Origin of the sequence: Pseudoalteromonas sp. Of7M-16 (assembly GCF_022347805.1) — a bacterium.
GTDB lineage: Bacteria > Pseudomonadota > Gammaproteobacteria > Enterobacterales > Alteromonadaceae > Pseudoalteromonas > Pseudoalteromonas luteoviolacea_F.
Genome location: NZ_JAKRFY010000003.1, coordinates 1 through 22279, shown reverse-complemented (window position 1 = coordinate 22279; position 22279 = coordinate 1). Strand labels below are relative to the sequence as shown.

Annotated in this window: 13 protein-coding genes and 4 tRNA genes; 5 read left to right on the top strand and 12 right to left on the bottom strand. The window is 42.9% G+C overall.

The annotated features are described in order from the left end of the window. The first annotated feature begins 229 nt into the window (after positions 1 to 229). The 4 genes from MHN81_RS03835 (at position 230) to MHN81_RS03820 (ending at position 12516) form a co-directional block, all read left to right on the top strand. Positions 230 to 5197 carry a fibronectin type III domain-containing protein gene (locus MHN81_RS03835; protein WP_239425061.1) on the top strand — a complete coding sequence of 1656 codons (4968 nt, stop codon included), beginning with the start codon at positions 230 to 232 and terminating at the stop codon, positions 5195 to 5197. A gap of 64 nt (positions 5198 to 5261) precedes the next feature. Further along, positions 5262 to 11144, top strand: coding sequence for a toxin TcdB middle/N-terminal domain-containing protein (locus tag MHN81_RS03830; RefSeq protein ID WP_239425060.1), 5883 nt, complete (start codon positions 5262 to 5264; stop codon positions 11142 to 11144). Positions 11145 to 11165: 21 nt separating this feature from the next. Beyond that, the gene (locus tag MHN81_RS03825) at positions 11166 to 11417 is read left to right on the top strand and encodes a MafI family immunity protein (protein ID WP_239425059.1); all 252 of its coding nucleotides are present in this window, start codon (positions 11166 to 11168) and stop codon (positions 11415 to 11417) included. Between the two features lie 355 nt (positions 11418 to 11772). Continuing rightward, positions 11773 to 12516: an SDR family oxidoreductase gene (locus tag MHN81_RS03820; protein ID WP_239425058.1), complete on the top strand. Its 744-nt coding sequence runs from the start codon at positions 11773 to 11775 to the stop codon at positions 12514 to 12516. A 793-nt stretch (positions 12517 to 13309) separates the two neighbouring features. Here MHN81_RS03820 and MHN81_RS03815 read toward each other — a convergent pair. The 8 genes from MHN81_RS03815 to miaB form a co-directional block, all read right to left on the bottom strand. Beyond that, entirely contained in the window at positions 13310 to 13645 is a 336-nt protein-coding gene (locus MHN81_RS03815) for a hypothetical protein (RefSeq protein ID WP_023398930.1), read from the bottom strand. 79 nt (positions 13646 to 13724) lie between these two features. Then, positions 13725 to 14282: a GNAT family N-acetyltransferase gene (locus MHN81_RS03810; protein ID WP_052027371.1), complete on the bottom strand. Its 558-nt coding sequence runs from the start codon at positions 14280 to 14282 to the stop codon at positions 13725 to 13727. A gap of 1 nt (position 14283) precedes the next feature. Then, the gene (locus tag MHN81_RS03805) at positions 14284 to 14535 is read right to left on the bottom strand and encodes a hypothetical protein (RefSeq protein ID WP_239425057.1); all 252 of its coding nucleotides are present in this window, start codon (positions 14533 to 14535) and stop codon (positions 14284 to 14286) included. A gap of 165 nt (positions 14536 to 14700) precedes the next feature. Beyond that, positions 14701 to 16278 (bottom strand): apolipoprotein N-acyltransferase, encoded by a 1578-nt coding sequence (gene lnt / locus MHN81_RS03800; protein ID WP_239425056.1) that lies wholly within the window; start codon positions 16276 to 16278, stop codon positions 14701 to 14703. Beyond that, the gene (corC, locus tag MHN81_RS03795; RefSeq protein WP_023398934.1) at positions 16256 to 17134 is read right to left on the bottom strand and encodes a CNNM family magnesium/cobalt transport protein CorC; all 879 of its coding nucleotides are present in this window, start codon (positions 17132 to 17134) and stop codon (positions 16256 to 16258) included. The genes lnt and corC overlap by 23 nt, the downstream gene beginning before the upstream one ends. Before the next feature lie 18 nt (positions 17135 to 17152). Then, the gene (ybeY, locus tag MHN81_RS03790; RefSeq protein ID WP_239425055.1) at positions 17153 to 17614 is read right to left on the bottom strand and encodes an rRNA maturation RNase YbeY; all 462 of its coding nucleotides are present in this window, start codon (positions 17612 to 17614) and stop codon (positions 17153 to 17155) included. Then, positions 17611 to 18660 (bottom strand): PhoH family protein, encoded by a 1050-nt coding sequence (locus tag MHN81_RS03785; RefSeq protein ID WP_023398936.1) that lies wholly within the window; start codon positions 18658 to 18660, stop codon positions 17611 to 17613. The genes ybeY and MHN81_RS03785 overlap by 4 nt, the downstream gene beginning before the upstream one ends. A gap of 54 nt (positions 18661 to 18714) precedes the next feature. Next, on the bottom strand, positions 18715 to 20148 hold the full coding sequence (miaB, locus tag MHN81_RS03780) for a tRNA (N6-isopentenyl adenosine(37)-C2)-methylthiotransferase MiaB (RefSeq protein ID WP_023398937.1): 1434 nt from the start codon (positions 20146 to 20148) through the stop codon (positions 18715 to 18717). 265 nt (positions 20149 to 20413) lie between these two features. Between miaB and MHN81_RS03775 the strand changes: the two genes are divergently transcribed. Then, the gene (locus MHN81_RS03775; protein ID WP_023398938.1) at positions 20414 to 21577 is read left to right on the top strand and encodes an FAD-dependent oxidoreductase; all 1164 of its coding nucleotides are present in this window, start codon (positions 20414 to 20416) and stop codon (positions 21575 to 21577) included. A 178-nt stretch (positions 21578 to 21755) separates the two neighbouring features. Here the strand turns inward: MHN81_RS03775 and MHN81_RS03770 are convergent. The 4 genes from MHN81_RS03770 to MHN81_RS03755 all read right to left on the bottom strand — a co-directional run bounded on the left by MHN81_RS03770 (position 21756) and on the right by MHN81_RS03755 (position 22168). Then, a tRNA-Leu gene (locus tag MHN81_RS03770) sits at positions 21756 to 21840 on the bottom strand. Between the two features lie 30 nt (positions 21841 to 21870). Continuing rightward, positions 21871 to 21945, bottom strand: a tRNA-Gln gene (locus tag MHN81_RS03765). Between the two features lie 42 nt (positions 21946 to 21987). After that, positions 21988 to 22072, bottom strand: a tRNA-Leu gene (locus MHN81_RS03760). A gap of 21 nt (positions 22073 to 22093) precedes the next feature. Beyond that, positions 22094 to 22168: transfer RNA gene (locus MHN81_RS03755), tRNA-Gln, on the bottom strand. Positions 22169 to 22279 lie beyond the last annotated feature (111 nt).

The following is a 22279-nucleotide window of genomic DNA, read 5'->3' as shown; positions in this document are numbered from 1 at the left end:
TTTAATTTTTAAATGATTGTTATTAGTTTTATTTACGTTTCAATTTATTTTATTTAGTTTTATTTAATTGTGGGATTTTCTGCTCAATTGTTTTGTCGTCCCTCTTTTTGGTATGCTATTTTTGTTAATGGTTAATCAGGTTTTTTACCTTTTTATTATGTAGTTATTAGTAATGAAAAGGTGGTTATACCAAAGCACTTTAATTGCGAAAAAAGGAGATGATATAGCAATGAAGTATAAATTAAATGGGCTATTATTGTTGGTGGGGGGCGTACTCTCACCTGATTTATTAGCATATTGTAAAAAAGAAAGTTACGAAGACACTGGGGTTAATTTATGGTCAGAAGACTGTACACTAACACCAGCCGACGTAAGCACTTTAAATACGTACTACGCAAAGGGTGCACAGATCCCTTATAAATGGACTGTTGCCCGATTACCGGAAAACACTAGTGAAGAACAAGCCGGTATTACCTATCACTATACACACAGGCCTTCAACCAAGTATCAGTTAACAATAAAGCACCCCGATGGAGATGTGCAAGCGCATGGAGCTCAAGAAAATCATAACTATGGTTCTTTGCCTACTATAAAAGAGCGCACTTTTACAGCTGCAACACCAGGTACATATACTTTTTGTTTAGAGCGCACAGGCAAGGTTGGTTGGGAAAGTGGTGCATCAAACACCAAATTCAAAGATAAAACACTCTCATCATATTGTCAGACTACCCATGTGCTTGGTGGTGGAACAGGAACTCTATCAACTACAAAAACATACAAGGGAAATGTCGACGTAAATTGGCGCACGTCTGGCAGCACAATCGATTTTGAAGGCGCCACCGATATAAAAATACAGAAGAAGCTTGGTAGTAACGCATGGGTAGATGCAGGGTCAACTGATATTTCAAATGGTTCTCATACAATTAGCCTGACATCGGCTGGCTCGTACAGTATTCGACTAAAAGGCTGCCGCTCAGATAGAGGTGTAGAGTCATGTAGCCCTTATTCAACAGTATCAGGTACGGTACAGTATTTAGCGCCGGGTATGCCTTCTAATATATCAGCATCAGGGCTCATTAATGGCATATTACCTACTGGTAATACTAGGCTGAGTTGGAGTCGTGTGTCTGCAGCTGCAAATTCAGTTGGTTTTGATGTTTACTACCAACTAAGTGGATCGGATAAAAAATACACTGCTACCACATTGGATGTCAGCGGTTTACAAGATGCACAAAATTATAGCTATAAAGTACGAGCTTGTAATATAGACGGGCTTTGCTCTGGATATAATTCTGCGGTGAGTTTTAAGGTTGAATTACCGCCAAATAGTGTGTCGTTAGGCCTCCAGAACAAAGAGCTCCTAGTGCCCATAAAGTCCTCTGGGATCACTATGTTTATACCTGTGGTTAAAAGTTACCCAATATACAATGGCGCAGCAGTGGTCACAGATAACTCTATCACGCTGGAGTGGAACAATGCAGGAGAAGGGGTCACTTATCAGTTTGTCTACATAAAAGACGGTGTGGAATCTTCCATAGTTACTGTTAATGGTACAACTAAAGTGGTAGCGCTTACTCAGGATGGCGACTATACCTTTAAAGTACGCGCATGTCGCACATCCTGCGGTGCGTGGCAAGAAGTTAACATCATCACGAAAGTAGAGAAACCAACTAAGCCAAAAACACCGGTTATCTTAGCTCCAAGTACAGTATTTGAACCATTTAAGGTAACTTGGCCTAAAGTTAGTTCAGTAGCTGGCTACATGTTGTCAATCAATAATACATCCATTGATTTTGTGTGTAGTGAAGCAAAATCAGAATGTAGTTGGTCATCAGATGAAAGCTTACCGTTGGGCGACCACTGGTTTAGGCTACACGCTTACAACGAAAAAAATGGTCATACAGCGCTATCTGACATGGTTGCGGTCAAAGTAACCAATAAACGCGACGAGACATACTTGCTTCGTAAACGTTTATATTGGGAAGAAGCTGATCAGCAAGAAAACCCTGCTGCTGGAATGTATGACAGAGAGTTAGCTGCATTTAGATATCAGACAAAATTGTTTGAACGTGACACTCAAACTAAACAGTTGGTTAACAGCGCGATTAACGGCAAGAATACTGTGAGTTTTACGAATTTGTGGGGTAATGCAGAGCGCACTCGAGCTGATGATGTTAAAGCTGAATTAGAATACATGAAAGGGTTACCTCAATTTGTCAATGACGAAGTTGTTAATCTACTTTGGCTCGATGTGATCCATGATACAGCTGAAGCGGACCTTATCTTATCAAACCAATATTTGGATTATGCGAGAGGTGCAAATTTAGCTTTCTCGAATGCAATAGACGTCGAAAGGGAGCTAGCCAATGCCGAGAGTGCAGTAGATAGCGCATTTACGCGTTATCGTAGCTTGCTTGCTGGTAGCGGATCTGACTATGCACAAAGGCTACTAGCTTATTCTGCCAATAGAGGTAAACGTTCCCCTCGTTATTGGGATGGCAGTTTGGCTAGACCAGTATATAGCGAAGGTGAAATTCGTGAAGTGAAGCGTCGATTGGCGAATGGTGAGCTAAGCACAGCGCCTGAAACTGTATTATTTAGTGGCTATAAAGATGTCGTTATGGTGTACAACGTAATGGCACAGAAACTTGATACTTTCTATCAACATACTCGGTCGCGCATGATCTCTGGCCATTTGGGGGAAGCTTACTACGCGGAATACGTACATGAACTTAATACCCTTCGCAGCGACGTACAAGTTATCGATAACACACTTAAAGCGTTATTTGGTGACGTCATCACCAGTGGCTCTGATATAGATGAACTGCCCATCGCGCACGGAAAGTTTGTATCGGCTAATACGCGCTTAGATAACCTGCTCTCTTGGCTCAAAGGTGAGACTAACTTGATGGGCTTGCCATTTGGTGCATTCCCTGTGTTACACAACCACAATGAGAAGTCGACATTTGATTATTTAAGCAAGGGGTTGGTGCCTGATTTAGTTACGCGAGCTGAAACTGCATATACTACGGCTCACAACAGTTACGATGCGTTTAATCACAACCTATCGACAATCGCAACAACTTATGACGACAAGTTTGATCAATACAACCACCAGTTGAAGCAGCTATTAGGCTGGGAGCTACGTTCGCAAAATTGTATTATTGACGGAGAAAGGTGCTTTGTTGAAAACAAGCCGACAGAGGGTAGTCAATTGTCTTGGCAGCAGCAAAATATTGATGCAGCTAGTTTAAACTTGGATCGCGCCATTTCTCAGTTACGTCAAAGAGTTGGTTCTTGTGAATTGACGAATGGCGCAACTGGGCGGATTACTTACGATTCTCCACAGAATGAAATACTCAATGAGGAAACATGTGCCGCTATTGCAGCGCAAAAGTCGACAGAAGATGGCGTACCTTATACCCATATATTTCAAAAAGGTACAATTCATCTGGAGCTTGAAAGTATCCTTGCACAAAAAGAAGGTGTTCACGAAGTGTCGAGTATTTTACTCCACTATGGAGAAGAGCATGCTTCAATCCAACAGCAGCTGGCTAAAATCAGGGCAGAAGCTGAGCGTTCAAGACATAAAGTATCTATGTTTAAAGCAATTAGCAGTATAGGCACCTCTTTCTTGGGAGGGGCACAAGGATATGCTTCAGCAATTGAAGGTGTGACCAATGCAGTTGGTGAAATGGTTTCTCATAGAGCCAATATGCGCTACATCAAGAAAGAAGGCGAGCTGTTAGCGCAAAGTGCACGTTTAAGTGCTGAAGAGCGTGTTAAAATTAATGACACTACTTTAGCATTGTTAGATGCTGAGCAGTCAAGGCGTATTGAAACCTTATGGCTTGATATGAAAACACTGGAGCTGAACGTAGCACAAGCTGAATTAAGCCTTGAGCATGAAACGGAAAGATTCATTGGTACATACAGACAAGCGGCATGGTTGATCTCGCAAATGCAGCAACTGCAAAGTAGTCTGTCTGGACGATATGGGGCTGATCCTATTCACGCTAAGCGTTTGTCCAAAGCGATGCTAGAAATGGAAAATACATTTACGCATGCTCAAGAGTGGGTGTTCTACACGGCACTGGCATACAATAATAAGTGGAATCGCTCTGTAACCGCTGAGATGATTGATAATCAATCTTTTTCTGGTACTGCTTCGACACCGCGTCCGAAATATACCGAAAGAGAAATTCAAGTGATGCGGGCTCAGCATGCCTCAGATCTATCAACGGCATTTTACAGGCTAATTTCTGATGACCACAACGAGAATAATCAGGCGCTTGTGTCATCTAAGAGTTACTACTCAATGAAAAGGCATGGTTTTGGCTACGGCGAGCAGAGAAATGATGTTATTGATTCTACACCCGGCATAGACTGTGCACCTTGTACTTCAGAGGAGGCATTTGAGAGGCGATTAGCCAAGAGTGCTATCCAAGTTGGAGGGGAGCCTGGTGGTAACTCTGGTAACCGCACTGAAGCACTCAAAATAGGTTTTAGCACAGCGAAAACTTTCGATGCGGCATTTGCTGCTCCTCAGTTTATTTTCAACCCGCTACCGCCTGGATTTGAGTGGTATAACTGTCCTGCAAACGGCGGAAATCACCTGAATAAAATTCAGTCGATATCGGTCAATGTTATCACTTATTCAGCGCGTTTCTATGGCACGCTTAATTATACACTGTCGATGGGTGGGCAATCTGTCCGCAGAACGCCGCACCTAGGCACATATGTATTCGAAAAAGGGCTATTAAGATTACAAAATGAGTTTGAGTATCTACCAATACACGGATGGGATATTGGTAGTAATGGCAAGTTAAAAGTTGATGGAAACAAAATCTTTGGTCAGGCTCAGGCATCGATAGACGCTGAAAGACACGAAGTTAAGCCGTTGATCAATAGCTTTAATGAGCAAAATATAGCGGCGACGGCATGGGTCTTGACGCTTGACCTTGCTAATTCGGGTATAACAATTTCAGACATTTATGATATTGAACTTGAATTTAATCATACTCACACGCCGAGATCCTTCCCAACAACGTGTTCAGATCTATTGCCTTCTACGTTTGGAACTACAGAGGTAATGGGCAGGTTGATGCATAGTTCGTTACTTGGAAATGCTTCCGATGAAGGAATCTGGATTGAGACCAATAAAGGTCCCTATCAGGTAAAACCTAACGAGCTTTAATCTCACTTCGAAATTCAATGGCTGCATTTAATGCAGCCATTTTTCTTAAAAACAGGAACTTTTTATGAAACGCTTTAACAAGCTGGCATTTGTGAGTTTGTCGTTAGTGAGCACATGTTTTTCGGCATGGGCCATAGATAACAGTGCAATACAGCAAACACATATCAATTTACCTCAGGGGCCGGGTAAGCAATTTGGCCTTGGTGAGCTCTATTCTATCTCGGGAAACCAAGGAAGCGGCGGCTTTAAATTACCCATTGGATTGCCTACTGGCCGAGGTGGGTTAACCCCTGAATTAAGTATCGATTACAACGCCGGATTTGGTAATGGTTTGGTGGGCATCGGTCACCAGTTGTCAATTCCGTCCATCAGACACCAAACAGATAAAGGGCTGCCTGACTATCAAGCTTCAAGTAGTCGCTTTGTATTATCTGATGGTTCAGAACTGGTGCACTTAGGCGAACAGCGCTATCAAGCAAAGCTATCTGGCGACCCTTCAATATATGAATTGACCAATGACGGTTGGCGAGTAACTTTACCGGATGGCAGCCAGTGGCAATTTGGTACATCAGTGCAGTCACGTACACAGGGCGATGGAAAAACATTTGCGTGGCATTTGGATAAAATTTCTGACACCTCTGGTAATACGATTGACATTGATTATCAAAGTTTAGATAGCAGCGCAACGGTTTATCCTACGCGACTTCGTTATAGCGCAAATGAAGTACAGGTATCACTGGATTATGAGCGCCGTGAAGATGCGGTGGTTAATTATAAACCTGGGTTTGCGCTTATCATGAATTACCGGCTCAAGCGCATCTCTACACAGGTACAAAGTAGTGCAGTTTCTCATTATGAGCTCAATTATCACCCGAGCACCGATTGGCACCCGCAGTCACGGTTGAAATCGTTTACGACGCTCTCTGGTGACAGGCAGTTGAGTCAACCGACCATCAGCTTTGAATACGGTGAGTACCCAGGCAGTTATCAAGTACAGTCTCTGGAGAGTGCAAAATCACTTCCGTTTTGGAATGACAATGCGGGTTTTGTTGACCTTAATAGTGATGGCCTGGTTGATGTAATTAACACCGGAGTGAGACGCCACGCATATTGGATAAATCAGGGAACAGATCAAACTGGTAAACCTGTATGGGATAATTATAAAAATATGACTATCACATCGGGTTATCGACTGACAGATGACAGTGTTCATTTAGCCGATATGAATGGAGACGGTAAAACGGACTTATTGATCGGTCGACAGCGCGATACGTTAGTTCAAGAGCTGGATGAAGCGAATAATTGGCAGACATCGTTCAGCCTAAATGGTCTGTATTATCAGCTAAATAATAGCAATACCATTCTGATTGATATCAATAATGATAAGCGTACCGATGTCTTATATGCCCATTCAAGTCGGGGACGCGTGTTGAGTCATATTGCACAGCTCAACCTAGAGGACGGCTGGAGTGAGCCGAAGACACTGCCATTGCATTCGCATGCAAGTGGGTATGAGTTTGGGGATAACAACATCCGCTTCGCTGATATGAATGGAGATGGCTTACCTGATTTAGTGGCAATCGTTAATGCAGGCGTACGTTACTTTCCTAACCGAGGACTCGGTGGTTTTGGGGAGCCTGTGGCATTCACCAACTCACCAAGGCTTTTCAATTTAGATAATGTTCAACTCATTGATATGAATGCCGATGGCAAAGCCGATTTGGTTCATGCTGCGGGTATGCGTGCAAGTATTTGGCTTAATAAAGGCATTAGCACGCAAAATGCCAGCTCAGCTGCATTTACAAATAGTTATGATGTTGACTCGCCCACAACGGCAAGAAACATTAGCGTAGATTTAGCTGATATGAATGGCAATGGCAGCACCGACATTGTTTGGCAGTTAAGTTCAGGGGCCGTTAATACGGTTTACTTTGTTGACCTTTTTTCCGAGCAACCAGCCAATATCTTGACCAAAGTGGACAACGGTATGGGGTTGACCACTGAGTTACAGTATCAATCAATCGCGCAGTATATGTATCAGGCGAAACAGGCGGGGAAAGCATGGCAGAGTAGCAGCCCTATTTCAATGCCAGTGGTGTCGGCCATTTCAACTCGCGACAGTGTCTCTGGGACCGTATCCCAGCAGGTGTTTAACTATCAAGATAGTTATTATTATGCACCAGACAAAGCCTTTAGAGGCTTTAAACAAATCACGACAACGTTGCCTGAAAGCACCAACCAAACAGCACAAGAAAGCATTGCTCTATTTGATGTCGGGGATGTCCATGAAGTGCTGTCGGGCAATATGACAGAGCTTGTTCGACAAGATAAGCATGGAGTATTTGATAGCCAGCATTTTACTTTTGAACCTCGAACTTGGCGTCAAGGTGGTGCAGGTGATGAGCGCTCAGTGCAGTTTGCGGCTATGGTAGCGTCGACTCAGACTCGCCAAGAAAAAGGCAGTGGTGCCGCCGTTACTGTGAGTGAAAAGTTCGATTATGACGCATTTGGTAACGTCATTTATATCGAGCAGTCTGGTCGTCAAGACGGACAATGGCAAGATGCACGCATTATTTACAATGAGTACAGTGCACAACTTGGTGCCGCTGTTCACAAGGGAATGGTGAATTTACCGACCCAGACGGTGATCACGGACGCCTTAGGTAATGTGGTCTCTAAAAAGCAGTGGTTTTATGACGATGAAAGCTTTTCGGCACAACAGGGGGCATTGTCTCGTGGACTAATGACTCAAGCTCGTCAATGGTTTAATACTCAAAGCCCGAATGGCTATATCGACACGGTTAGACAAAAGCATAATCAATATGGTCAAGTGAGCAATGTATATGGCCCTTTATGGGGACGACAGCCGGGACATGAAACTAAACTCAGTTATGATGCCAGCTTAAACACCTATGTGACTCAAATTGACCTGAATACAGGAACAGATACGTTAACAGCAACAGCAGAGTATGACTTATCGTTAGGGGTCATTACAGGGTATCAACATTATGATAAGCAGCGCTCTGTGTTCGAATATGATGCATTGGGGCGTTTAACCAAAGTCATTAAACCCGGAGACAGCACGCTATCACCCTCTTCTGAATTTAGTTATCACATCGGTAGTGGAGCACATAATTGGGTACATGCAAGGCATAAAGCGGGTAGTACACAATATCATAACAGCTATACTTATTTAGACGGTTATAGCCGTCGATTGATGGTACGTTCTGACAGTGAGCGCAGCGGACAAGTTGTTGTCAGTGATCGCGTTCAATACAACGGGCGAGGCTCAATTGTAGCGAACTACCTCCCTTATTTTGCAACAGGGTATGACTATCAACTCGAGTCTAAATCCGCCAATGAGCAGTTCCATTACGATGCACTAGGCCGAGTGATCAAACTCACACACAATTTTAAAAATGGCCAAGGCGTGAATGCGTATGCAACCGTTACGTACACCCCTTTTGCCGAACTACACCTTGATGCAGAACAAACAGACCCAACCAGTGCACATTTTGGCGTTGCAACACGTTTAACCTTTGATGCATTCAATGGTCAGCAGGGACGATTACGTCAAGTAGATGAAACGGTCGCTGTATCAGCCGATGGTCAATTATCGTCATTGAATTCATGGCAGACTCGCTATAACTATGACTTACAGGGTAATTTAACTCAGTATATCGACCCACAAAACAATGTGCGTTCAATGGTCTATGACCAAGCAGGACGCTTAACCTATGTGAACGACCCGAACCGAGGTCAAAAGTGGTATGCATATCAAGCCGATACGCTACTGGCGACACTCGATGCCCGAGGCTTACCAGTTGCGTATCAAGTGGATGGTCTTGGTCGTCAGGTGGCAAGCTATCATTTAGCTAAGCAGGCTTTACCGCACGCAAGTGACTGGGCGCCAAGTATTGACTTTAGCAAGTTATCGGCACATACGCAGTATGCGTATTATGGCAGTACAGAGGCATCTTCTGGCCGTTTGAAGTCGATTATCCACCCCTTTGGTAGCCAAACACACAGTTACACCGCGCGTGGTCAAGTAGCGCAGCTTAATAAGTCGATTAAGCTACCATCTGGACAAACTAGCCAATATCAAATGGGCTATGAATATGACGCAGCCAATCGTTTAAGTGCTTTTACCTACCCAGATAACACGCGACTTACCTATCAGTACAATGTACGTAGTTTGATTCAGTCTGTATCTGGCGTTGCCGGTAGCATTGAATACAACGCTGCTGGTATGCCACAACAATACCAATTGAATAACGGCGTACTTGGCACCTACCAGTATGATGATGCCTTGCGTTTGACTCAGCTGCAAAGCGAAAAAGATGGCTTAACCTATCAAAAAATGGGTTATCACCACGATAGTGCCGGCAATATAACGCAAATTGATGACCTCAGAGACAGCCAATCATTGGCTAAAATTGCTGAACATCTAGGTGTATCGTCAACCATGATGAGCGGCCTCAATACCTCTGCCAACTTTATTTATGATGATTGGTATCGTTTGATAAACGGCCAAGTAGGTGGTGTTAGTTACGACTATCGCTATGACTTGATTGGTAATAGAGTCAGTGCAAGTACACAGTCTATACAATCAGCAAAAAGCTTGATTGGTTTAATGCAAGGTGGTGAGCAAACCACTTATATGTATGGCGGCGGAACACATGCGCAAACGGCATGGCATCGTAATGGTCGTGCTGCAACTGAAGCGGGTGGCCCCAATGCCCTCACTCATCTCACCGTGCAAGGCAAGGCCTCATCGCTGAGCTACGATCCTGTAGGTAATCGATTAACCGATGGCGCAACGCGCTATGCGTGGGACAGGGAAAACCGCCTCACATCTGTCAGTGCAGACAAAGGTCAGTTAGAGTTTGGCTATGATCATGCCAACCTGCGCTTATTTAAGTACAGTAAAGCGGCTGATGGCCTAACGAATACCGTTGTTTATGTCGACAGAGACATCGAGTTTAGGCATGGTCAGTTATACAAGTACGTGACGCTCAACGGTAAACGCATAGCTTTATCACGTCAGTCATCTGGTGCATACCAAAGTGAACAGTACTACCTGACCAATCACCTCGCATCAACTGAGTTGAGTCTTGATACCAGCGGTCGAGTGACCAGTGCCATCAACTATGACCCATATGGTAATCAAACGGTTAGCTTAGGCAATGATGCTATCACACCATACCGTTTTACCGGCAAAGAGTTTGATGAAATATCAGGCCTTGGTTACTTTGAGCAGCGTTACCTCAGCAGTGTCCATGGTCAGTTTATCTCGCCAGATCCGATTTTTGCACTGCCAAACCGGTTTGTTCAACCTCAGTTGTTTTCAACATATAGCTATAGCCGAAACAACCCTCAGAGTTATATCGATCCTGATGGTCAATTTGCCATTGCCTTAGCTCCGCTTGTTCCACCTGCTATAGCCGCAATTAGTAAAACCGTCACAGCTGCAGTTGGTAAAATCGCAGTTGGTAAAACTTTAGGCTACGTGGGTGCTGCGACATTAGCAGGCTATGCAGGTTCAGAAGCTATAAATGCATACAAGGAGTCTAACAATCAGGTTGATGAAGACGTATCAAATGAAGATGGTGAGTATACTAATCTTGCAGATGAAGAAGCTACTAAACATATTTTAGATGGTGATGAATTGGGAGGAGGACATGGGCCGGGTCGAAATACGCCAGGGAAATCAGAATTTCCATCAGATTGGACTGATGAAGAAGTGATGGAGGTGATTTCTGATGTAGCTACTGCCCCTAGCTCTGTAGTACCCGCGAGGGAAGGTAGATGGAAATATAGAGGAAAAAGAAAAGGTATTAAGATTGAGGTTATCATTGGAAATGAGCAAGAGAATGGTAAAATTATTACCGCTTACCCTAATGATAAGAAAATACCTAAGAACCCTCCCAGAGAACAAAACAAATAATCTATATATTTGGAGTGAATTATGATAGAAAAAATGACTTTGCTATTGGAGATGTTCCAGACTAGTTTTACTGAAGAAGAATTAGATGAAGTATGGGATTTCATACAAGTTAATGAAAACAAACTAGCACTAGAAACTATTTGCGCTATCTTTTTTGAAATGAAAAAGCCAATTTCGAGAGAGCAATTAGATGCAATAAGAAAGTTTGGTCAAATTATGAAGGTAGACCCATATAAGTGGGAGCGTTTAGAGTCTCAAATATTAAAAGATTAAATAAGCAGTCTAGAGAATAGATTAGAACAGACACAAATGTATTGCTTACATTACGCGCTTAGAAGACTGTTTAAATATCAAGTTGTTAAAGATGTTTAAAAAGGCATAACAAGAGCAAAAAAAGCACTATTAAATTTGTGTTGACCTTCTATTATCATCGAAAAGCACGGCATGTAAGCCGTGCTTTTTTGTGAGCAAAGGAGAGGAATACGGGCAAAAACTATGATCATAGATCTACTTAGTGAATGGACAGAACCCTTTGAGTTGACGCAATTTTATTGACTCAGGTTGTTTGGTTAGTTTATAGATTAGGTAATTAATGAGGGGCGCAGCCTTTTTTACTTAAGGAGAGCAAATGAAAGTTGTATTGATCACCGGGGGAAGTCGCGGTATTGGCGCTGCGAGTGCAAAAAGTTTGGCAGCGAAAGGGTATGTTGTTGCCATTAACTATAAATCAAATCACCAAGCTGCTGAGCAGGTAAGAAAAGAGATCCTATCTGCTGGTGGTAAAGCAGAACTTTTTCAGGCAGATGTGAGTGATGAGCAGCAAGTCGTTGATATGTTCAAAGCGATTCAAATGCGTTTGGGACTGGTAACACACCTCGTTAATAACGCTGGGGTGTTGCAAACACAAATGCGCGTAGAAGAAATGAGCGCAGAGCGTATTAATTGGATGCTGACGCAAAATGTCACGCCGTATTTTATTTGTGCGCGTGAGGCGATAAAGCATATACGCCAGTCTAAACAAGTAAACAGGTGTGCAATTGTGAATGTCTCTTCTGCGGCGTCTTATCTCGGTGGGGCAAATGAATACGTTGACTATGCTGCTGCAAAAGGGGCAATAGACAGCTTTACCAAAGGTTTGTCGTTAGAGCTTGCTCAAGAGGGCATTCGTGTAAACTGTGTACGTCCCGGTTGTATCTATACTGATATCCATGCTGATGGTGGTGAGCCTGACAGGGTCGATAGAGTTGCTGAGCTATTACCACTGCGGCGCGGTGGCACGGCACAAGAAGTCGCAAACGCTGTAGTGTGGTTATTAAGCGATGACGCTTCCTATGCGACTGGCACATTTATCGATTTAGCTGGTGGGAAGTAACTGGGCTTGAACTGGGTTTCTACGACCTTTTATATCAGCCACTGATAATCAGTGCCGCAATAAGAGTTAGGTGTTGTAGTTAATTTCTCGCTGATATTCGCAATTGGTTGTATTGTAATAAGTTGTGAGAAGGCAGCTGTAATGAGCATTTTGGCTGCCTTGGGACTTATCTGTCCAATTACTTGTGACTGAGCTAATATCGGTTGGTATTAGTTTATCAGTTGAGAGAAGATTAGAGATGCTTCCAAAAATAAAAGTTTCCAAGTCGGTCGTCGCGTCGTTGTACATTCTGCCTATTTCAGTGTTGGCTTTTTTACTCTTGCTGGTGTTTGTCCCAATTGAGCATAAAGTGGGATATTATGTAACGATATTTTTTATTTTATTTTCAATATTAAACTGCATTTATAATGTTGTATGCGCCTTTTTTATTCTCCGAGTCTATCATTCAATATCAAACACATCGAACCGTTTATTTGATTATTTAGTATTCTTTCTATTGAATGTGTTGGCTGGTTATCACTTTTGGAGAAAGATAAAAAAGAAAGAGAAAGCTGGTGAGATAGAAATAGTCTTGCAATGGCAAGTAAGTGTCATAGACGTATTTTATATTGTCGGGGTTTTTATTGCTATTGTGAGCAGTAAGCTGATGTACGACGCGTAACTATCAATCTTGTTAGCTAGCACAGTCAAGTTGTAAAATTGCATAAATAATTAGAAAATACGCCAAAAAAGCCGCACAGTGCAATCTGTGCACTAAAAGTACTTAGTATTATGCGAGCCCATTTGATGCACTTTATTTTTTAGTAATTGCAATGAGCGCATGACCTGCCATACAAAGTATATCGTCACTCGCTCTATTTTCTAAAACCAGCATATATTCTGTGTTAAATTTTTTACCAGCTTCTATGGCTTTTAAAACAGGGCCGAGTAAATAAGCGTGTGTTTCATAAATCCAAATGGGTGCCATTTGCTCACCTGTTTGAGCACTTTTGTATCGAACCTCAAATTGATCATATTTAGAAATCACGTTTGTGACAATACCAGAACAGGTGAACACTTTTGCATGTGTTTTAAATGTACCACTCAAAATACATAAACTCACCAGCGCGCTTGCAGTGCGAGTTTTCATTGTTTCTTCCTTAATTTTACTGACTGCCAAAGGCGGCCATTAAAGAATAATCGTCCATGATGAATAAATTGTGTCGACCTTATTTCATTTGCATTTTATTTACAAAGCGCGATACGTTTGTGGTTGCAAGGTATTTATAGTAATAGCTTGTGCTATGAAGCTGGCCATTGATATCAGAAACATAATTTGGGATCTGACCGACTTTGGTATAACCAATAGCTTGATAAAACTGCTCAGCTTTGTCGCCACTTTGAGTATCTAATACGAGTAAAGAAAGTGTGTTGAGAGAGGCTTGCTGCTCCATATATTTCATCAATATGGTTGCGAACCCTTTGCGCTGCATACGAGGGTGTACGAGCAACTTTGCTACTTCAGCGCGGTGGCGACCATTTTGCTTAGAGCACAGAGCGAGCTGTACAGTGGCGACTAATTCTTGATGATGATAAAGCGCATAAAGTTGTCGATCGCCAGCATTCACTTCAGTGCTGACAGATTGCCAATAATCGCTCAAAGCGAGTTTATCTGCAGATTGGTAAAAGCCCAGTGAAGCGCCTGTTTCTATACATGCCTGCAATAATATTGAGAGTTGGTTTTGTGTATTATCATCAATATAGTGTAATTGTTTGGTTGTGATCATCTTATTTCTGGATAGTAAGTTGGTTAATTTCAATTTCTAACGCTCGCAGCTGCTGTTGCAATTTTTCTTTCTTTTTAATTAGTTTATCGAGCTGTGTATTCGGTGGGGTGTTGTGTGCACGCACGGCTCGGTATAGAGCCTGTTTAGAGATCTGACACGATGTAGCAGTATCACTGATACTAAAACCATGTTTATGAACCAAGTCCACTGCATGCCTGAGAGCACTGCTGTACTTAATTTGGGACGCGTCCATGACTGACTTCCTGCTTTCATATTAAAGCTAGGTATATGAAAGAACAGTGCCAAGAATTAAAAGTCTATATTTTCAGGCGCTTACTGGTTTTTCAGTGGGGAGTTTTGCGCTATTTAGGGGCTTTGTTTCTAAACTTGCACCAGAATGAGGCAAATGGAAAAGGCATTAAAAAAATGCCTTTTCCATTTTGGATGAGATATAACTTTTGCTGTTAACTGCGCCTACTAGGAGTAAAAGTAGACCGACAAATATCCATACTGGCATATGTCCGTGTTTACTAAAAAAACTATGGCCGGATATCAGTTTTAATTCTGTGCTGAGTATATCGCTAGTAAATTGCGGGATCGTAATCTGCTGATTTGAGATTGGGTCATAGACGCCACTGATACCATTATTGGTCACCCTGACAAGAGGTCTTTGCAGTTCCAGTGCACGCATTCTTGCAATTTGCATATGTTGGTGTGGGCCATGAGAATCGCCAAACCACGCATCATTGCTGACGGTAAATAATATGTCTGAATCATGGGTATAGTTGCCACGCACCAGCTCACTAAAAGCAATTTCATAACAAATGGTTGGTAAAACGTGAATGCCATTTGCGATCAAATTATTCTGCACTGCATCTCCACGCGAGAAGGAGGACATTGGTAAATCAAACAAAGGAGCCAATGGTCTGAGCAAATCTTCGAAAGGAACAAACTCACCAATGGGGAGCAATTGATGCTTTTGATAGCGGTTACGGTGGAGGTAGCGATATTGTCCTTCGCTATCTTCTCTTTGTTCTTTGCCCAATACAATGAGGGTGTTATATACATTGCGTGTGGCAAACTGATAATCAGGAATACCTGTAATTAAGGCGGTATTATTAAACGCAGCCGCTTTGTCCAAATTAATCAGATAATCGAAAGCATAATCTTCTATTTCTGGGATAGCAGCTTCTGGCCAAACAACCAAGTCAACATCCGTCCAATTTGGACGAGTCATATCTTGGTATTTAGACATAGTAGGCCAAAACTGTTCGGGCTCCCAGCGCAAGCTTTGGGCAATATTTCCCTGTACTAACAGCGTTTTGAGCTGTTGGCCACTATAACGTGTATCTGAAGTTTGTGTAGTGATCAAATACAGCAGTGCGATAGGAAGCAGGGTGGCGGCAACTGCTTTGTAGCGCTGATAACGAACCAACCAGTAAAGTGCATAGCTCAAAGCAACACATATTAAGGTCAGGCCAAACTCTCCTATCCAAGGAGCAAGTGTGTTAAGGGGGGAGTCTGTGAGCGTATAGCCAAAACTAAGCCATGGAAAGCCAGTTAGCAAGCTACCTCTTAGATACTCTGTGATTGCAAATCCACTGATAAGGAGCGCTAATTTTTGCCAGTGCTGTTTACCGTAGCGAACTGCAAAGGCAAATGCCAAAGCTGGATAAATTGCTAAATAGGCGCACAGTAAAGCCATCGCCAAAATGGAAGCAAAAATAGGCAAACCGCCAAATTGTGCGATAGATACATGGACCCAGCTAATACCTAATGCAAACCACCCAAAACCAAAAAGAAAGCCGTATTTTGCCGCTTTTTTAGGAGTTGGTTGATCAGTAACGTAAATGGCAATGGCGAGGCACAGCAAGGTTAATGGCCAAATGCCAAATGGTGCATATGCAAAGGTTAGGGCACAGCCTGCGCTTAACGCAAGCCATGCATACTTATCTTTTACGAGTGAGATAAGCTTATTCAGCGGTGTCTTCAACATGCTCTGTTTTCGGAACAGTGACCTGAAGTTGTAGTATACGGCGGTTATCTGAGTTTGTTACTTTAAACTGCAGTGGTTCTACATCAATAATTTCGCCTTTGCTCGGCATATGACCAAATGCGTGTAAGATGATCCCACCTATGGTGTCTGCTTCTTGTGTATCATATTCAGTTTTAAAGTATTCATTAAACTCATCAAGAGGCGTTAATGCTTGCACATTAAATACGTGCTTTGAGAGCTGGCGAATATCTTGTTGCTCATCCTCGTCATCATGTTCATCCTCAATTTCACCTACAATGGTTTCGAGAATATCTTCAATGGTAACAAGACCTGAGACACCACCATATTCATCAATGACAATTGCCATATGGTAGCGTTTTTGTCTAAATTCGTTGAGTAAAGTGTCTACACGTTTACTTTCAGGGACTACAATTGCCGGACGTAAATACTCTTTGATGGCTGGTAGCGTACCATTGCGCTTCAAAATCAAAGGCAATAGATCTTTTGCTAGCAAAATACCTTCTACATGGTCTTTGTCTTCGCACACTACAGGAAAGCGAGAGTGACTTGATTCAACCATGGCAGGAAGTTGCGACTCTAAGTCTTGCTCCACATCGAGGGTTATCATTTGAGATCGAGGTATCATGATGTCTCGTACTTTGAGCTCAGAAACGCTCAATACGCCTTCCATCATGTCTTTGGTCTCAGGGTCGATAAGCGCTCGTTCTTGAGCGTCAGCAATGACTTCTACCAACTCTTCTTTATTTTGGGGTTCCCCTTGCAGCATCTGAGTGATGCGTCCCAGCCAGTTTCTGCTAGAAGAACCCTGGCTACTTTGCGAGTTATCGTCGCTCATTGTAGTTCTTTACTCCAATTAATTAATATCATCACGATAAGGGTCAGCTATGCCCAAATCGGCTAAGAATTCTTTTTCAAGACTTTCCATTTCCATGGCGTCTTGTTCATTTATATGGTCAAAGCCTAATAAATGCAAGCACCCATGTATGACCATATGTGCAAAATGATCATGGAAGGTTTTCTCTTGCTCCTGTGCCTCATGAAAAACCACCTGAGGACAGATAATTAAGTCACCGACCAAGGGTAATTCAATACCTGGTGGTGCTTCAAATGGGAAAGACAAAACATTGGTTGACTTGTCTTTACCTCGGTATTGGCTGTTTAACTCTTGGCTCTCTGCTTCGTCTGCGATACGTATTGTGACTTCCGCGTATTCTCTATACGGCAGAAGTGCTTTTTCGGCCCAATTTTGAAATTGTTCCTCATTGGGCAGATTGTCAAACTCGCAGGCCAGCTGCAAATCTACATCAACACTCATGACTCTGGGCCTTGTTGTTCAGCAATTTGTTGTCTCGCTTTTTGCTTCGCGACTTTTTCTTGACGCTCTTGCTCTTCTTTGGCTTCATATGCTTCCACAATTCGTGCCACAACTGGATGACGAACTACATCATGTGATTTAAAGAAGTTAAATGAAATTTCATCGACATTGCTGAGTACTTCAATTGCATGGCGTAGACCTGAACGCGCGCCCCTCGGCAAGTCAACTTGGGTAATATCACCAGTAATAACGGCTTTTGAATTAAAACCGATACGTGTTAAGAACATTTTCATTTGTTCAGTTGTGGTATTTTGGCTCTCATCTAGGATGATAAAGGCATCGTTCAATGTTCTACCGCGCATGTAGGCAAGTGGTGCTACTTCTATGACATTTTTTTCAATTAAGCGTTCAACTTTTTCGAAACCAAGCATCTCAAATAAGGCGTCATAAAGAGGGCGTAAGTAGGGATCAATTTTCTGAGTTAGGTCACCGGGTAAAAAGCCTAGTTTCTCACCAGCTTCGACGGCTGGTCGAGTTAGAAGAATACGCCTTATTTCTTGTCTTTCCAACGCATCTACAGCGGCAGCGACTGCGAGGTAGGTTTTACCGGTACCAGCAGGGCCGATGCCAAAGCTAATGTCATGAGTTAGGATATTGGCGACGTATTGACTTTGGTTTGGGTTGCGCGGTTTGACGACACCACGGCGAGTTTTGATAAACACCTCTTTTTCCCAAACGTTAGGTGCATCTTGTTCCAGGCAATTTGCTTCGGTAATTGCCAAATGCACATTATCAGGCTCAATGTCTTTGGCTTTGCCTTTTACTGGCTGAGTATCAACATACAGAGACTTTATAATATCCACAGCGGCTTTGGCTGTGACTTGATTGCCTGTGACTTTAAACCAATTGTCTCTATGCGCGACTTCGACACCTAGACGGCGTTCAATTTGTTTTAGATTATCGTCAAAAGGACCACAAAGAGAAGAGAGGCGGTTATTGTCGGCAGGTTCTAGATAAAACTCAATATTCTTTACTTGATTGCTCAAAATGACTTCCTAAGATTGAATGCGCCAGCAAAGTGCTGGCGCAAAACAGATGTTCTATGGTGTAAAGGTTGCAACACCAATCTCATTGGCTTCAGGTTCTGAAGGCGCTCTGCTTAAGATATCTGACGGTGCAACATCACGGCGCAAGTCCATTTCAGACTCAGTACGTATTAACTCGCCACGTAGCGAGTTAGGTAGCGCCTCTGTAATACGTACATCAACGAATTGACCGATCACTGAATGTGGGCCTTCAAAGTTCACAACACGGTTGTTCTCTGTACGTCCGCGTAGTTCCATTGGGTTCTTTTTCGAAGGGCCTTCAACCAAAATACGTTGCTCAGTATCAAACATCTTACGGCTGATATCTTGTGCCATTTGGTTGATACGGTTTTGTAAAAGATAAAGACGCTCTTTCTTTTCTTGCTCAGGTACATCATCAGGCAAGTCTGCCGCAGGGGTTCCTGGGCGCGCTGAGTAAATGAAGCTGAAGCTCATATCAAAGCCAATCGCGTTGATAAGGTTCATTGTTTCTTCAAAGTCTGCTTTGCTTTCGCCAGGGAAACCAATGATGAAATCTGAACTCATACTTAGGTTTGGACGGATCTTACGCAGTTTACGGATAGTCGACTTGTACTCAAGGGCGGTGTGGCCTCGCTTCATTAGGTTAAGTACGCGGTCCGAACCACTTTGTACAGGTAGATGCAGGTGATCTACTAGCTCTGGCACATCTTTGTAAGCTTCGATGATGTCTGGCGTAAACTCAACCGGGTGAGAAGTCGTATAACGAATACGGTCAATACCGTCAATGGCTGCGACGTAACGCAATAGATCAGAGAAGTAGCATACTTCACCGTCATGCATCTCACCGCGAAATGCATTTACGTTTTGTCCCAATAGGTTTACTTCACGTACACCTTGCTCCGCAAGCTGCGCAACTTCTAAGATAACATCGTCAAGAGGACGACTTACTTCTTCGCCACGAGTGTAAGGCACAACGCAGAATGTACAGTATTTAGAACAGCCTTCCATGATCGATACGAATGCACTAGGGCCTTCAGCTTTCGGTTCAGGTAGACGGTCAAATTTTTCGATTTCAGGGAAAGAAATGTCAACGACAGATCCTTCTTTGCTCTGAACCTGTTTAATCATTTCAGGTAGGCGGTGAAGTGTCTGAGGGCCGAATACGATATCAACAAAAGGTGCACGCTGACGGATAGTGTCACCTTCTTGAGAAGCAACACAGCCTCCCACACCGATAACCAAATCTGGGTTATCTTCTTTTAATAGCTTCCAGCGACCCAGCTGATGAAATACTTTCTCTTGTGCCTTCTCTCGAATTGAACACGTGTTGAGTAGGATCACATCCGCCTGTTCAGCTTCCTCTGTCAGCTGATAGCCATTGGTGGCATCAAGCAGATCCGCCATTTTCTGGGAGTCATATTCATTCATTTGACAGCCCCAGGTTTTGATATGCAATTTTTTACCCATTGAAATAAAGCCTCGTTTTCAATTCGATGATCAGCACAACGTCTTGCCAGTTAATAAAATACCCCTACAACTGGCAAACACTTACTAAAATAGCTTAAAAAGAGGCGTATTTTATCTGACCTATAGTCACTAGCCAAGTATAGATTTCATCTTTCAAAGTAGGGATCAAGGACGGCTGTAATTATTCGACTACAATCATGCAAAGAGATCTTTTTCTCACTAATTAAGATACAATGTAAATACACCAGCTAATTTAGGCAAATTTATGAAAAATAACGTGTTGATAGTCGGTGGCGGCATGGTTGGCGCAGCTGCGGCAGTGGAGCTTGCCCGTCAAGGATGTCAGGTCACCGTGATTGAAAATAACCCCATAGACCCGATAGCGATACTCGAAGGTGAGCAAGTAGATATTCGTGTATCGGCGATCAACCGTTTTTCGGAAGCATTGTTAGATAAACTCGGTGCCATGCCATTGATACGTCTTAGCCGTAATGCGCCTTATCATCAATTAGAAGCGTATGAGCATGGTAGTGAGCATCTGCTGTTTGACAGAGAAGAGGTATCGACATCTCATTTGGGCCACTTGGTTGAAAACAGCATAATTCAAGCTTCTTTATGGGCACAGTTTGAAGAAAACAATATCAAGGTGGTGACGGTAAAAGATGCACCAGTTGCCATTGAACAACATATTAGCAGCATTGATTTGGTTTATCCTGAGCAACGCTTTAGTGCAGATTTAATCATTGCTGCAGATGGCGGACGATCTGCGCTGCGAAGCCTTGCGGGTATCGGTGTGACGGGATGGCAGTACCAGCAGCACTGTATGGGGATTCTGATAAAGCTCGATGGCCCACAACAAGTAAAAACATGGCAAGAGTTTAAACCCACAGGTCCAATCGCATTTTTACCTATGCAAGCACCTTATGCCAATTTAATTTGGTATCACCATGGCAGTGAACTAAAACGCTTAAAAGGTTTATCTAATGAGGCGTTAAAACAAGAAATACTGGAGCACTTTTTTGAATTGCCGGGAGATTTTACCGTTGAACGAAGTGCGGTATTTCCACTTGCGCGCCAACATGCCAACCAATATAGCAAAGGGCGTTTGGTGTTAGTTGGAGATGCGGCCCATACGATTAATCCACTTGCGGGGCAGGGCGTTAACCTTGGCTTTAAAGATGTGGCAGCGCTAGGCGGATGTTTACAGGGATTTGACGATGTTGGTGAGCTTGCTAGATTGCATCAATACGAAAAAATGCGTCGTAAAGATAATTTATTGATGATGAGCATGATGGATGCCTGCTATTTCGGCTTTTCAAATGAGATCAAGCCATTAAAGTCGCTGCGTAGTCTTGCGTTAAAAATGGCGAATAAAGCGGGGCCAATTAAGCGGGAAGTCCTCAAACATGCAATGGGTGGCAGTTTTTAAACTGTGCCAAACAAGGCTGCGATAAAAGGGAGCATTAGGCTTCCTTTTTTATATCAAAATGAAGCGTAAAAATTGTCTTCAATGAAGAATCTAAGTATGAATAAAAATATAATAAAGAAGTCGTTGGAATATTAAGAAAGTATTTTTTGATGAGGTATTTTGAGAGAGTATTTAAACATGGTGCGGAAGGAGAGACTTGAACTCTCACATCCGAAGATACTGGAACCTAAATCCAGCGCGTCTACCAATTCCGCCACTTCCGCAATGTTTAATAATTATCTATAGTAGATAATTGGCTGGAGTACCAGGATTTGAACCTGGGAATGGCGGGATCAAAACCCGCTGCCTTACCGCTTGGCGATACTCCAACAAAGGTAGTCAAAGTTATTTTAGTTCAAACTTTAAGAACATGGTGCGGAAGGAGAGACTTGAACTCTCACATCCGAAGATACTGGAACCTAAATCCAGCGCGTCTACCAATTCCGCCACTTCCGCATATTCTATCTCATAAAGAGATGGCTGGAGTACCAGGATTTGAACCTGGGAATGGCGGGATCAAAACCCGCTGCCTTACCGCTTGGCGATACTCCAACAAAGGTGGTTGATTATTTTAGTTCTTATCGAGAACTTGGTGCGGAAAGAGAGACTTGAACTCTCACATCCGAAGATACTGGAACCTAAATCCAGCGCGTCTACCAATTC

Coding starts and splice junctions, on each gene's coding strand:
- miaB (WP_023398937.1), bottom strand. CDS start 20,148: ATGGGTAAAAAATTGCATATCAAAACCTGGGGCTGTCAAATGAATGAA.
- MHN81_RS03805 (WP_239425057.1), bottom strand. CDS start 14,535: ATGGACGCGTCCCAAATTAAGTACAGCAGTGCTCTCAGGCATGCAGTG.
- MHN81_RS03825 (WP_239425059.1), top strand. CDS start 11,166: ATGATAGAAAAAATGACTTTGCTATTGGAGATGTTCCAGACTAGTTTT.
- corC (WP_023398934.1), bottom strand. CDS start 17,134: ATGAGCGACGATAACTCGCAAAGTAGCCAGGGTTCTTCTAGCAGAAAC.
- MHN81_RS03830 (WP_239425060.1), top strand. CDS start 5,262: ATGAAACGCTTTAACAAGCTGGCATTTGTGAGTTTGTCGTTAGTGAGC.
- ybeY (WP_239425055.1), bottom strand. CDS start 17,614: ATGAGTGTTGATGTAGATTTGCAGCTGGCCTGCGAGTTTGACAATCTG.
- MHN81_RS03815 (WP_023398930.1), bottom strand. CDS start 13,645: ATGAAAACTCGCACTGCAAGCGCGCTGGTGAGTTTATGTATTTTGAGT.
- MHN81_RS03820 (WP_239425058.1), top strand. CDS start 11,773: ATGAAAGTTGTATTGATCACCGGGGGAAGTCGCGGTATTGGCGCTGCG.
- MHN81_RS03810 (WP_052027371.1), bottom strand. CDS start 14,282: ATGATCACAACCAAACAATTACACTATATTGATGATAATACACAAAAC.
- MHN81_RS03835 (WP_239425061.1), top strand. CDS start 230: ATGAAGTATAAATTAAATGGGCTATTATTGTTGGTGGGGGGCGTACTC.
- lnt (WP_239425056.1), bottom strand. CDS start 16,278: ATGTTGAAGACACCGCTGAATAAGCTTATCTCACTCGTAAAAGATAAG.
- MHN81_RS03775 (WP_023398938.1), top strand. CDS start 20,414: ATGAAAAATAACGTGTTGATAGTCGGTGGCGGCATGGTTGGCGCAGCT.